This window comes from Puniceicoccaceae bacterium, from assembly GCA_040224245.1.
Taxonomy (GTDB): Bacteria; Verrucomicrobiota; Verrucomicrobiia; order Opitutales; family JAFGAQ01; genus JAKSBQ01.
Map to the genome: position 1 here is coordinate 64,883 of JBEGIR010000074.1, position 13,432 is coordinate 78,314.

A 13,432-nucleotide genomic window follows, 5' to 3' on the forward strand; every position below is an offset into this window, starting at 1 on the left:
AACTGACCTTAGAGGTGAGAGAGCGCACGGTGGCGCAACAGGTGATCGAGTGCCACCAGAGCGGCCATTGCCTCGACAATGACCACAGCACGCGGAACCACGCAAGGATCATGGCGCCCTTTGCCAATCAACTCAGCCGGGTTTCCCTGCAGATCCACAGTGGCCTGGGGACGCAGGATGGTTGCGGTGGGTTTGAACGCAGTTGAAAAGTAGATCTCTTCTCCATTGGTGATGCCGCCCTGCACGCCACCGGAGCGGTTGGTGATCGTGTGCACGTTGCCGTCTTCGACGGTGGGAAGGTCATTGTGAGTGGAACCGCGCATGCGGGAACCGGCAAATCCGCTTCCAATCTCGAAGCCCTTGGTCGCTGGAATCGAAAGCATTGCTTTGGCGAGATCAGCCTCAAAGCGATCGAAGACCGGGTCGCCCAGCCCGACTGGCATTCCCCGCATGCGGCACAGGATACGCCCTCCCACGGAGTCACCATCGGAGCGTGCGGCCTTGATCGCTTCGATCATGCGCTCGGCAATAGCGGCATCGGGGCAGCGCACGATGTTGGCCTCCACCTGCTCAAGTGTGGGAAATGGGAGGGACTCCGGATGTGGCAGATCGATATCGGCAATGCTGCTGACATAGGCACGGATTTCGACTCCAGCGAGGGTCGCAAGCACCTGCTTGGCGATGGCACCTGCCGCAACTCGTGCGATGGTTTCCCGCGCGGAGGAACGTCCGCCTCCTTCGTGGTTGCGGATGCCATACTTTGATTGATAGGTGAAATCGGCGTGAGACGGGCGAAACTTGTCGCGCATTTCGTCGTAGGCGTTGGGCCTTGCATCTGTATTGGACACGTAGATGGCGATGGGAGTGCCAGTGCTCTTTCCTTCCCAGATGCCTGAAACAACCGTGGCGGTGTCGGGTTCCTTGCGCTGGGTAGTGATCTTGCTTTGTCCCGGACGCCTGCGATCCAGTTCAGCCTGAAGAAATGCGAGGTCAATCGGAATTCGGGGCGGGCAACCATCAATGACGACACCGATGCTGCCACCGTGGCTTTCTCCCCAAGTGGAGATTGTAAAGAGTTTTCCGAATGAACTTCCCATGATGCTGTGATTTCTGCAGTGGACGGATCGACGCTGCGAATGGGCAGCGGACTCCGCACTCAGCCGCATTTGAATCGAGCGTTCCGAGAGCGTCAACCCCTAGTTTGCCTGCCGGGTGCTCGGTGACAGCTCAGCGAAGCGCATGAATGGCGCGTCCATCGACCGCTAGAGCAGCCTCCTTGATGGATTCGGAGATCGTCGGATGTGCATGAACCGTGCGGGCCAGGTCTTCGGCACTACCGCCATATTCCATGTGAGCGACGGCTGCGGCAATCATTTCGGAAGCCTGGTGCGCGAGAATGTGAACCCCCAGAATGCGGTCGGTCCTGGCATGTGCGATGATTTTCACCAGGCCATGTGCATGATCACTGGCGATGGCGCGTCCATTGGCACCAACGTTAAACTTGCCCACACGAATCTCGTCGCCGTGCTGCTCGCGGGCAGCGGCTTCGGTGAGTCCCACCGAGGCCAATTCGGGATCGGTATAGATGACCCCGGGAATGAGGTCGTGTGCCACATGGCCATGGCCAGTTGCCAGGTATTCGGCCACCGCAACACCCTCTTCTTCAGCCTTGTGAGCCAGCATGGGACCCGCAATCACATCGCCGATGGCAAAGATTCCCGAGACACGGGTTTCAAAATGGGAGTTGGTCGGGATGCGTCCGCGCTCATCGAGTTCGATGCCAACCGTATCGAGTCCAAGGCCTTCAGTATAGGCTTTGCGACCTACGGCCACCAATACCTTGCTCGCTTCCAGCATGAGTTCTGTGCCATCCTTTTCGGCACGTAGCGATACCACATCTCCTGCGATCACGCCCTCGGTGATCCGGGTATCCGTCAGAATGTTCAGGCCCTGTTTTTTGAAAATGCGTTCGGCTGCCCGAGCAAGATCCTCATCGTTGCCAGCGGCAATGCGTGGAAGAAACTCCACCACAGTTACCTTACTGCCAAGGCGGTTCCAGACGGAACCAAGCTCCAGCCCGATCGCACCCGCACCCACGACGATCAGGGATTCCGGCACCTCATGAAAGGCCAGTGCTTCGGTACTGCTGACGATGTGCTCACCATCAAGCGGAAGAAACGGCAGCGATACGGGTGCGGAACCAGTTGCGATCAGCGTGTATCGTGTATGGATATCCCGTGCATCATCTTTCTGAAACACGCGAATTTTTCCCGGAGCGGTGAGGCTTGCATGCCCCTGAATGTGCTCGATCTTGCGCCCTTGCACAAACTGCTTCACTCCGCCGCGCATGGATTCGATGACGGATTTGCGACGATCCTGAAGCACGGAAAGATCCATGCTCACACTTTCGAATCGAATCCCGTGTGCGCTGGCCTGATGCTGCGCAAAGGACAGTTGCTCGGTGGAATGCAGTAACGCTTTGCTCGGAATGCAGCCCACATTGAGGCAGGTGCCACCCAGGTAAGGGTCTTTCTCAATGAGGGCGGTCTTCAACCCCAGTTGAGCAGCGCGAATGGCAGCCACATATCCTCCGGGACCCGATCCAATGACAGTCAGGTCAAACTCCTGTTTGCTTTCACTCATGACAAATAAACCCTCTCGATACGCTTAGATCCCGAACAACAGACGGCTTGGGTTTTCAATGGCCTTTTTGATGTGAATCAGGAAGGTGACTGCTTCCTTGCCGTCCACAATCCTGTGATCATAGGACAGAGCGAGGTACATCATCGGACGGATTTTCACCTCTCCATTGATCGCTACCGGGCGCTCCTGTATGCTGTGCATGCCGAGAATTCCACTCTGAGGCGGGTTGATGATCGGAGTGGAGAGCAAGGAACCGTACACGCCTCCGTTGGAGATGGTAAACACTCCGCCCTGCATGTCCTCAATATTGATTTTACCCTGCTTCGCCCGCTGTGCATATTCGGCAAGCTGTTGCTCAACCTCTGCAAAACCGAGGGCGTCGCATCCGCGAAGAACGGGAACTACCAGACCTCGCTCGGTGCCGACAGCGACGCCGATATCGTAGTAGTGGTGAGTGACAACTTCATCCCCGTCGATCTGGGCATTGATACCGGGAACTGCCTTGAGCGCACTGACAGCCGCCTTCACAAAAAAGGACATGAACCCAAGCTTCACTCCGTGGGCCGCGACAAATTCCTCCTGCATTTGCTTGCGCAGTTGCATCACGGCGCTCATGTCGACCTCATTGAAGGTTGTGAGTATGGCAGCTTCATTCTTCACCGACACCAAACGTTCTGCGATCTTGCGCCGGATGGGACTCATGCGCTTGCGCGTGCTGCGAGCTTCCGATCCAGTTGTGGCTGTAGCAGCGCGTTGAGCAGGTGCAGTGTCGGTAGTATTGGTCGAAGTAGCGGCTGGCGACGCATCTGATTCCTGTTGTGGTGCCGCTTCCGTTTTCTCTGCATCCGTGGACTGCTCCTGTGCTTCCTGTGCCTTGAGCATGTCAGCCTTGGTGACGCGCCCAGCCTTGCCAGTACCCTTGACGGTTGAGGGATCGATGCCCGAACTCGCCGCAATGCGTTCGACCGAAGGCGGGTAGCGCTCATCCGATGGTTTTTCCGAGTCATCCTTCTTTGCGGAAGAGCTGTCTTCGGAGTCCTCGGCTTGGGTATCGGTGCCCTGCGAAGGAGTTGAGGGCTTCGATGTGGGTTTGTCTTCAGCCGAAGCATCGGACTTCGATTCCTCAGATTCTGTGATGCGTGCGACAACCTGGCCAATTTTAACCTCGGAATCAGCCTCCACGAGCAGCTCGATCACGCCTGAAATTTCTGCAGTTCCCTCCGATGTGATTTTGTCGGTTTCCAGTTCGTAGAGCATGTCACCCTTCTGGACAGTGTCGCCATCCTTGCAGTTCCACTGCGTGAGAATGCCGGAGACGATGGATTCTCCCAAACTGGGGATTTTTACTTCGTGTTGCATGGTAAAATATAAGAGGCAGGGTGAACCCTAGATTTCAAACGCATGGGTGACAATTTGCTTTTGTTCGAGCTTGTGTACCTTTGAAAAACCAGTGGCAGGAGATGTGCTTGCATCGCGTCCACAGTAGTAGGGCTTGGTTCCAAACATGGATTCGAATTGTGGTGCCAGAAAACTCCACGCACCCATGTTTGCCGACTCCTCCTGACAATAGACAATCTTCAAATCACTTCCGTAAGATTCGACGGTTTCCTTGAGCAAATCCCGGTTGAGCGGGTAGAACTGTTCGATGCGAAGAACTGCGGCGTTGTCACATCCGGCGGATTCCCGGTGCTCCAGAATATCGTAATAGATTTTTCCCGAGCAGAGGATCACACGGTCAATTTTGGAGCCGGGTTGTGGGTCTGGGAGAATGCTCTGAAACCCTCCCTCGGTGAACTCTGAAACATCGCTGACCGCAGCTGGGTGGCGAAGCAGGCTCTTCGGTGCCATGATGATGAGCGGTTTGCGGAAAGGACGCTTCATCTGGCGGCGCAGCACGTGGAAATATTGAGCGGGCGTGGTGATGTTGCAGACCTGGATGTTGTTCTCCGCGCAAGCCTGCAGATAGCGTTCGAGGCGTGCGGACGAATGCTCAGGCCCCTGTCCCTCATAGCCATGAGGCAACAGCATTACGAGTCCACTGACCCTTCCCCACTTGGATTCACTGCTGGTAATGAATTGATCGATGATCACTTGTGCGCCATTGGCAAAGTCACCAAACTGCGCCTCCCAGATGCAGAGCATCTTCGGATATTCGAGGGAATACCCAAAATCAAATCCCAAGACAGCGGCCTCCGACAACAGGGAATTGTGCACACAGAACTGTGCCTGTTCATTTGAAAGGTGGTTGAGCGGGATGTACTTGTCCTTGGTTTGGGAGTCCACCAGAACGCAGTGCCGGTGGCTGAAGGTGCCACGCTCGACGTCCTGTCCGGAAATGCGAACAGGGGTTCCCTCTTCCAGGAGCGTCCCCCATGCCAGTTGCTCGGCAAATGCCCAGTCGATTCCCGTGCCACTTTCAAACTTTCCCCAACGGGTCTTGAGCAATCGGGCAATTTTTGGATTGGCATCCAATCCATCGGGAATCTGCGTAAGAATGCGGGCGACGCGCTTCAGCCGGTCAGCTTCGACTCCGGTTTCTACATTGTGGAACGTGTAGGGCGGTTGAAACTCTGCGGTCGATCCTGCGAAGGTGGCGATCTTAACCTCTGCCTCTTCGTGTTCGGCTGAAGATGCCAATTGCTTGGCTTCGTCGAGCCGTGCGGTGTAGTCGTTTTTGATCGAGTCGATCTGCTCAGCCGTCAGCGCTCCCTGATCGATGAGCTGCTTGCTCAGGCCCTCGGAAATGAGGGGCATGGAAGCGATTTTACGGTAGAGCGTTGGCTGGGTGAAGGCGGGTTCATCGGCTTCATTGTGGCCATGCCGGCGGTAGCAGACCATGTCGATGAAGACATCGCAGGCAAACTCCTGTCGATATTCGAGCGCAATCTTGCTCACGTGGGCAACGGCAAGCGCGTCATCCCCATTGACGTGGAAGACGGGGGCCTCGATCATTTTGGCGACATCGGTGCAGTAGTGACTCGAGCGCGCATCAACTGGATCGGTGGTGAAACCGATCTGATTGTTAACGACGATGTGGATTGTGCCACCCGTGCGGTACCCCTTGAGCTGGGAAAAATTGAGAACTTCGGCAACAATACCCTGCCCGGCGATGGCGGCATCCCCGTGGATCAGGATTGGCAGCACGCGCTTGCGCTCGAGGTCACCAATGATGCGCTGTCGGGCGCGTGCACGACCTTCGACGACCGGATTGACGGCCTCAAGGTGGCTGGGGTTGGCGGACAGTCGGATCGTGACCTCATGTCCGCTTTCGGTAGTCAGGGTGTTGTCGTAACCCAGGTGGTACTTGACATCTCCGTCTCCCTGAAAGTCACCGGCGATGTGGTGTTCGGAAAATTCGGTGAGTATGGTCTGGTGCGATTTGCCGACAAAATTAGCCAGCACATTCAGGCGGCCGCGGTGGGCCATGCCCATAACAATCTCGTCAACCGGGAATCGTGGGCAGTGCTGTGCGATGGTATCCAGTGCGGCAATCAGCGTCTCTCCCCCTTCGAGCGAAAAGCGTTTTTGTCCCACAAAGTTCTTGTGCAGGTAGGACTCAAACTGCTCTGCCTCGATAATCTTTTGCAGGATGCGCACCTGTTCGGGTTCCGAGAATTGGTGATGAAAATCATTGGGTTCGATCCGGGACTGCAGCCAGCGACGCTTGCGCGCATCCTGAATGTGAACGTATTCCACACCGATGTTGCCGCAGTAGGTGAATCGCAGGCGATCAATGAGTTCCTGAACCGTGACATTCAGCCCACCGAGATAGTTGCCGGTATGGATCACCTCCGGCAAATCTTCCGGTGCAAACCCGAGACGGTCGAGTGCGAGTCGCGGGTTGATGGGCAACTCGATCATGAGCGGATTGATGGTTGCCTGGGTATGTCCGCGGGAGCGGTAGGCAAACACCGCACCGATGGCACGGGCCTGGATTTTGTATTTTCGGTAGGCTACAGCGTCATCTCCTCCGGACGGAGTTGGAGTTGGGGATGAGCCATTGCGGGCACCCGCCAGTTCAAATCCCTCAAAAAATGCCTGCCACAAGGGATCGAGGTCGTGTTCACCGGATTGCCACTTGGCGTAATTGGCGTCAATCAGGTCTGCATTCCACCGGTTCGCGAAAGAAAGGTTTTTCATTGGCCGTGCCTTACACAATAATCGTTAGCAAAGTCCTACTATGGATTTGTCGAAAAAACAAGTTTCATGGGTTGGGGTTTCGGAATGTTAAAAGTCGTGATGAGAAGGAGTTGGATTATAAGGACAGGTTGTTTGAAGCGGGGTATGCGCACATTCCGAATTCGTTAATGCGAGGTTGAAATTGATGCATTTCACCGTATGCAAGACGAGTTGGAATTGCAATACCATGGCATCTTCTTTGAACGAATCGGAATTCAGGCGGGAACTGCGGGATCTGCTGCAAGGCGCAGTCGAGGGTCCGAAAGGCAAGCTCGACAGTTATCTGGCTGCGCTGGATCGACTCGACTCGATTGCCGCCGATACTGGACTGGGGTTACCGGGGGAGCTTCGTCATTTCCTGGCGAAGCGCAGCTACGAAAAGGCAAGGTTCTTTGTCGACAATCTGCCGGAGCCGTCCTAGGGTTTCGGTTTTTGGGTAGCCGTGCTGCCTGCATCCTATGAAGACTACGGTCGCTTTTCGAAAAGGTGTTGAGAACACTCCGCTATACCAGGCAGGTTTGCCGATTGATCTGGTGGCACGGGAGTATGGACTTGATCCTGCATCCATCGTAAAACTCGCCTCCAATGAAAACCCGCTCGGGCCATCCCCTGCAGCGATGGCAGCGGTGCGGGATGCGGTGAAGGAACTGCACCGTTATCCGGATGGTGGGGCATGGGAGCTGACGCAACGACTGGCGCGAGAGTATGCGCTCGATGCTGCGCAGTTTGTGATCGGGAATGGGTCAAACGAAATTCTGGAATTGCTGGCACAGGCCTTCCTGGAGCCGGGTACCAACGCGGTAATGGGCGAATTCCCCTTTGTGGTGTATCCGCTCGTGACCCGTCATTTCGGGGCTGAGGTGCGGACAGTGCCGATGCCCGCATTGCGGCACGATCTTGGGGCGATGCTGGATGCGATTGATGAACAGACCCGGTTGATCTTTTTGGCAAGTCCGAACAATCCGACACCACATGCAGTGAATCGCGAAGAGCTTTTGGAGTTCATCCATGCGCTGCCAGAGCATGTTCTGTTTTGCTTTGATGCTGCATATGGGGAATACCTGGAGCAACCGTGGAACCTTTCGGAGTTGATCCGTGATGGACGACCGATCGTTGAGACGCGCACGTTTTCCAAAATCTATGGCCTCGCGGGCCTGCGTGTGGGCTATGGCATGGCGCCGGAGTGGATCATCAACCTGCTCAAGCGAACCCGGCAGCCCTTCAGTGTGAATTCCCTTGCCTTGGCGGGGGCGCTTGCGGCACTGGATGATGAGGAGTTTGTAAAACGCTCCCGCGACGTGAACCATCAGGGCACGGAACAGTTGAAGAACGGATTGCAGTCTCTTGGATATGAGGTTGAGACAGGATCGGCCAATTTCATTCTGGTGCGTGTTGCTGATGCGTCAGGCGTCTGCGGGGCATTGTTGAAAAAAGGTGTGATTGTGCGCTCGATGCAGCCTTTTTCTCTGGACGGAATGATTCGGGTTTCGGTAGGCTCATCACGAGAAAATGATCAATTCCTCAACGCAATTTCGGATCTCGCGCGTGGAACATGAATTCGCCAACAGGATTTCGAGGTGAACAGTGATCTTGTTTCGCACGGACTGATCTTGATGATCGTCTGGATGTTCTTGTACCTCTACGGTTTTCTGGTGGAGGCAATCAAAGCGTATTTGCTGGAGTTTCGCTATCGCGACTTGCGGGAGGATACGGAGCATGAACGGCAATACCTGAAACTGTTGTTTTCGATTGTCGACAGTGCAAAACGCTACGAGAACACCTTAGGGCCAGTCATGATTGCGGTTGCGATTTCGGTTGCGAGCGTCGCCTGGGTAGGTGGACTGGCAATGCTGTTGTCGGCAGGATTGAACAACATGGTGAACCCCTCAACCTGGATCTACCTTGCGTTGCTTCTGGGCTTGAGCGCGGTGTTGCAGGCAGCGATGCTCAAAATCGTACCAGCTGCGGTGGGAAGTCGCCTGCCGATGGGGCTGATTCGGTGGGCAACTGTTTATGTGATGCTCATGGTGTGGTTGCTCGGCCCGGTGCGTGGGGGCATCAAACTGGGAGTGCGCCTGCTGGCCTGGATGGGAATCGTACCACCCGCCCCGCCCGCTCCGCTCGACCGGGATTTTCAGATCCTGGCAACCGGTCGTCGGGATGTGGTCTTTACGCCAGTGACTGAAAAAATCGCCTCAAGAGCACTCGAGCTGAACTCAATTTCCGTCTACGATATCTTGTTGCCGCGCAATCAGGTGCAGTTGTTTGATCTCAATGAACCCATTGAAGCAAACCTCGAGTTGGCGCGAAAGACCGGCCATACTCGATTTCCATTGTGCGTGGGGGATCTGGATCACTGCGAAGGGCTCATCCACATCAAAGACATCTTTCGCTTCCGCAAACCATTGGGCGGACTCGACCTGCGCAAAATCATGCGTCCGATCCTTCGGGTCGGGCAAGATGAGCCGCTGGACAAAATTCTGCAGGTTCTGCTGACCAAACGGGTTCACATGGCGCTTGTCGAGGATGAGTTTGGCGGCATCCTTGGGGTGCTGACGCTGGAACGCATTCTGGAGGAACTTGTGGGTGAGATTCAGGATGAGTTCGACAAGGAGGATCACATGATCGTGCCGCTGAAGAAAGATTTCTACAAAATTTCGGGACTGACGCCTCTCTATGAGGTGGAGGACCAGTTGGGGGTGGACGATCTCGAAAACGATGACGTTTCTTCGTTTGGCGGACTGATCACGCATCATTTGGGAAGAATTCCGTCAGCGGGTGAGCAGATCGAAATCGGCCCGCTCCAGATCATTGTGAAGGAGACGGATGAAACCCGCGTGATTTCAACAACGGTCCGGGTATTGTCCTTGCCGGATTTTCCGGAAATTTAACAAGTGAGAAGGGTCTGAGTCAGAGGTCGTGAACGAGAAAGCCTGCGGGGAAGTTGCGTTTAATCTTTGCGAGAATCTGATCGCGACCGTTGAGATGCTGGAATCGATCCGATGAGAGCAATCGATAGGATTTGACCAGCTGCTGATTGGGCAGACGTCGCTTGTCCATCTCCTGGCGAAGTAGTTCGAGAAGTGCGGGAGCATCCCTTTGCTGCAGGTAGAGGGTGATGAGTGTTTCCCGCAGGGACGAATTGGACGGATGCTTCTGCAGGCAGTGCTCAGCAATCTGTCTCGCGGTTTCAGGGTTCCCCAGCTCCAGAAAAAGCTGAGCGACCGCGAGGTAGCGGTCGGGTCCGACGGAGGGCAAGCTCAGGAGCGCATCGAGCGATTGTCGTGCACGGAACGCATCTCCTGTGCCCTGATAGGCTGCAGCTTTGAGACTCAGCAAAATGGAGTGCGAATCGGGGGACTCTTCCAGTTCGGTGCGGTAAGTCGATTCCAGTGCCTCCAGCGCTCCGAGCGTTCCGGCATAGTCGCGACTGCGCAAACGCGCTTCGATCAGGATGAATTGGCTCAGGTGTTGTGGGAATTGAGGTGAGAGCTGAGCGTGTGCGGCGACTGCTCGTTCGGTTTGGGGAACATCTCCAAAACGGGATGTCAGGATCGCCAGCTGTCGCATCGCTTCAGCGTCGTCGTGGAATTGGGCGAAGTATTCATCGATCCAGTTATGCATGCGAGCTGGCGGATTCATTGGGTCGGAATGCTGGTACTGCAGCCGAAGGTGGGTGAGCTGCGCACGGAAGTTCTCGCGATGTTCGAGCGCATAAACCAAGGCGAACCGTCGTGCGCGTTCGGGCTGGTTTGATTCCACCAGCAGTTCGATGAGTTTTTCGTGCAGTTGCGTGTTTTCGTGAAAGGTATCGAGATGGGATTGCAGCAGAGCGATGCTATCACTGATCTTTCCCTCATCTGCGAGCAACTGAGCCTGCAGTGCCCGGCCTTCTGCAAACTGAAGCAGCTGATGCTGCTGCAACCAGTGGCGGGTTGTCTCCGTGTCGCCAAGGTTTCGATGGGCCGCTGCGATTTGATAACTCACGAGCGCGCGCATGGATCGGGAGAGTTGAAGGTCCTCATGCTGGAGAATGCGCTGCCCTGCTTCGATGACTGCGGCATCGAATTCGTTTCGGTTTGCAAGAGCAAACAGGTGTTGCAGGTAGGCATCGCGAGCCGTTTCATCCACTCCTGGCAGAAACTTGATTCCATCGACGACAAGGCTGAGCGCTAATTCGGGGCGCTTCAGGGCGAATTCGTAAAACTCTGACAGGGTTTTCCGGGCGATCAGGTGATCCGGAACACGCAATAGTCCGTTACGCAGCAAATGAAGTGCTTCACGCAAATCTCCGCTTTCCATGGAATCGAATGCGGCCTCAATGTAGTAGTAACCTCGCTTTTTCTGGAATGATGCATGAGTGAAGGGAAAAAACAGGGTTTCCAGGTAGGATGCTTCGGCGTAACCACGCCGGAACTTGAAATGAAAGTAGGCTGCCGAAAAAACGCACACCCATGTAAGGATACCGATGATCAACAGGCAAACTGACAATTTGCCGAGGGCAAAACGGAAGCGCGTGGTGCCGTCCGACATTCGAGAAACGGTCGCGAGACCTAGCAGGACCGGGCGCTGTTGGCGAATGCGGGGTTTACTGGATGAGGGCATGGATCGGGCAGACTGGCAATGCAGGGGGCAACAAAGAGACACAGGATGAAGATTTGTTTCTGTTTAACAAGAATTTTACTTGAATTTAGCCGTAGGCAGCTTAGATTTCTAAGATTCCTTCCTATCACAACAACTTAACATCTCCGCTTATGTTCCAACTCTCTCACCGCAATCTCCTCCACCTCATCGCGTCATCGACGCTCTGCGCAAGCAGTCTTAGTGTTGCTTCACCCTTGCTCACTCTCAGTGACAACGCTGCATTGTACTTCGTCGGTTCGGCATCCGTCACGGCGGACTCGAATGTGGCATACAGCAACACCAACGAATTGGATGATGTGGTGTTTGACATTCGTCCCGGATTTGAACTGGTGGCGGGTAGTCCAGACACTGGAGCCAGCTTTGTCCTTTCGGCAGCGTATGGACTCCGCCGATACATGGACTATGATGAATTTGATACCGAATTGCCTGCCATCGTAGCAGAGGCAACGTTCAAGTCCGCAAAATCGACCACGACCGCTTCAGCGAGCTACATTGAGACTCAGGCGGAGAATCGTCGCGGACTTCGCGGGGTGGTTCTCAAATCCGCAATTACGGATCTGGGGTTTTCGACAGAATATGATGCATCGGCTAAAACTTCGCTTTTGGGTGGCATTTCGTATCGGGATACCAACCGCGAGGAATTTGGTTCGGACTACACGGATTTCAGTGTTCCGGTAAACGTGTATTACGCAGCGACTGAAAAACTGGATATCGGTCTGGGATATCGGTATCGGGATTCGTCTGTCGATGGCTCAGTCTTCGGAGATCGCAGCTCTCATTTTGTGAACCTTGGCCTGCGCGGTGAGTTGACACCCAAACTCGTGGCGGACCTCAAGGTGGGTTTTCAAACCACGGATGTGGACCGCGCAGATTCGGTTGATGGACTTGCATTGGATGCAAAGCTGACCTATTCCGCCAGCATGAAATCGACGCTTGATGTGGTGCTTTCAAAAGACCTTCTTGTGGGATTTGGAGGGGAAGTTATTGATAACCTGAGCGTGGGACTGGTCGGAAATTATCGCTTCTCAGAAGCATTTTCCGCAAATGCAATGGCCGTGGTGGGAACCGACTCCTATGAATCCGTATCGCGCGATGATGATTATCGCATCGTGCAGGTGGGACTCATGTACAGTCCAGTCTATTTCATGTCGGTGGAAGCGGCATACATGTGGATGGACAATGACTCGAATCTGGCGGGGCTGGATTTCACCAAGGACACACTGATGATGTCGGTGAACCTGCGCTATTGATGCTGTTTCAGTGAACTGCCTGCAAACGCCTTTATGGGAATGGCGATAGCTTGACATTACAAGGTATCGCCTTCCTTTTTATAGGTCATTGCTTCTCCCACTCATGAATCACTTGCACCTTTTCCTTGTCGCAGTCCTCGGGTTCTCGACTTTGGGTGATAATGCGATAGCACAAGCCACCGACGTCCCTGCTGAGGAGCCGGTTCGGTCCAACTACCGTCTGAAACCATCCGATTTGATCGAAGTCATGGTGTTTCAGGAACCTGACCTCAATAAACAGGTTCGCATTGAGGCGGATGGATCGATCATTCTGCCACTGATCAATCGGGTTAAAGTTGGTGGACTCTCGGTCGACGAAGCGCGCAAGCAGATCCAGGAACTCTACAATCAGGACTTTCTGGTGAATCCGCAGGTCAACCTGCTCGTTCTGGAGTACCGCATGCGAAAGGTGGATGTGATCGGTCAGGTCAATCAACCGGGACCCATTGAAATTCCGTCCGACCAGGCATTGTCACTGGTGGAGGCCATTTCGCAGGCGGGTAGTTTCACGCGTTTGGCGCGCCGTACCACCGTTCAGGTCACGCGAACCGATACGGATGGTAAAAAACGAGTCATCGAAATCAATGTGGATCGGATGATGAGTTCAGAGGATGCACCCGATTTCATTCTTCAGGACGGCGACATTGTCTTTGTTCCCGAGCGCTTTCTCTAACCTT

10 protein-coding genes are annotated in these 13,432 nt (G+C 54.7%); 5 read left to right on the forward strand and 5 right to left on the reverse strand.

The window, feature by feature from the left end; genetic code table 11:
• Positions 1-8: 8 nt before the first annotated feature.
• From aroC to ABQ298_12875, 4 genes are all read right to left on the reverse strand, one after another.
• Positions 9-1,097, reverse strand: a complete 1,089-nt coding sequence (gene aroC / locus ABQ298_12860) for a chorismate synthase (GenBank protein ID MEQ9825267.1) — start codon at positions 1,095-1,097, stop codon at positions 9-11.
• A 130-nt stretch (positions 1,098-1,227) separates the two neighbouring features.
• Positions 1,228-2,643 carry a dihydrolipoyl dehydrogenase gene (gene lpdA / locus ABQ298_12865; protein MEQ9825268.1) on the reverse strand — a complete coding sequence of 472 codons (1,416 nt, stop codon included), beginning with the start codon at positions 2,641-2,643 and terminating at the stop codon, positions 1,228-1,230.
• Positions 2,644-2,667: 24 nt separating this feature from the next.
• Positions 2,668-4,002, reverse strand: a complete 1,335-nt coding sequence (odhB, locus tag ABQ298_12870; protein MEQ9825269.1) for a 2-oxoglutarate dehydrogenase complex dihydrolipoyllysine-residue succinyltransferase — start codon at positions 4,000-4,002, stop codon at positions 2,668-2,670.
• Between the two features lie 27 nt (positions 4,003-4,029).
• Entirely contained in the window at positions 4,030-6,783 is a 2,754-nt protein-coding gene (locus tag ABQ298_12875; GenBank protein ID MEQ9825270.1) for a 2-oxoglutarate dehydrogenase E1 component, read from the reverse strand.
• Between the two features lie 226 nt (positions 6,784-7,009).
• Between ABQ298_12875 and ABQ298_12880 the strand changes: the two genes are divergently transcribed.
• From ABQ298_12880 to ABQ298_12890, 3 genes are read left to right on the forward strand one after another with little or no spacing between them, the layout of a single operon-like run.
• Positions 7,010-7,243: a hypothetical protein gene (locus ABQ298_12880; protein MEQ9825271.1), complete on the forward strand. Its 234-nt coding sequence runs from the start codon at positions 7,010-7,012 to the stop codon at positions 7,241-7,243.
• Between the two features lie 37 nt (positions 7,244-7,280).
• Complete coding sequence (gene hisC / locus ABQ298_12885) at positions 7,281-8,378, forward strand: histidinol-phosphate transaminase (GenBank protein ID MEQ9825272.1); 1,098 nt, start codon at positions 7,281-7,283, stop codon at positions 8,376-8,378.
• Between the two features lie 21 nt (positions 8,379-8,399).
• The gene (locus ABQ298_12890; GenBank protein ID MEQ9825273.1) at positions 8,400-9,713 is read left to right on the forward strand and encodes a transporter associated domain-containing protein; all 1,314 of its coding nucleotides are present in this window, start codon (positions 8,400-8,402) and stop codon (positions 9,711-9,713) included.
• A 19-nt stretch (positions 9,714-9,732) separates the two neighbouring features.
• On the opposite strand, the gene ABQ298_12895 is transcribed toward ABQ298_12890, so the two are convergent.
• Positions 9,733-11,427 (reverse strand): tetratricopeptide repeat protein, encoded by a 1,695-nt coding sequence (locus tag ABQ298_12895; protein MEQ9825274.1) that lies wholly within the window; start codon positions 11,425-11,427, stop codon positions 9,733-9,735.
• A 149-nt stretch (positions 11,428-11,576) separates the two neighbouring features.
• Here ABQ298_12895 and ABQ298_12900 point away from each other — a divergent pair, with 149 nt between their 5' ends.
• Together ABQ298_12900 and ABQ298_12905 are read left to right on the forward strand one after the other, a co-directional pair.
• Positions 11,577-12,716: an outer membrane beta-barrel protein gene (locus ABQ298_12900; protein MEQ9825275.1), complete on the forward strand. Its 1,140-nt coding sequence runs from the start codon at positions 11,577-11,579 to the stop codon at positions 12,714-12,716.
• Between the two features lie 103 nt (positions 12,717-12,819).
• Positions 12,820-13,428, forward strand: a complete 609-nt coding sequence (locus ABQ298_12905) for a polysaccharide biosynthesis/export family protein (GenBank protein MEQ9825276.1) — start codon at positions 12,820-12,822, stop codon at positions 13,426-13,428.
• Positions 13,429-13,432 lie beyond the last annotated feature (4 nt).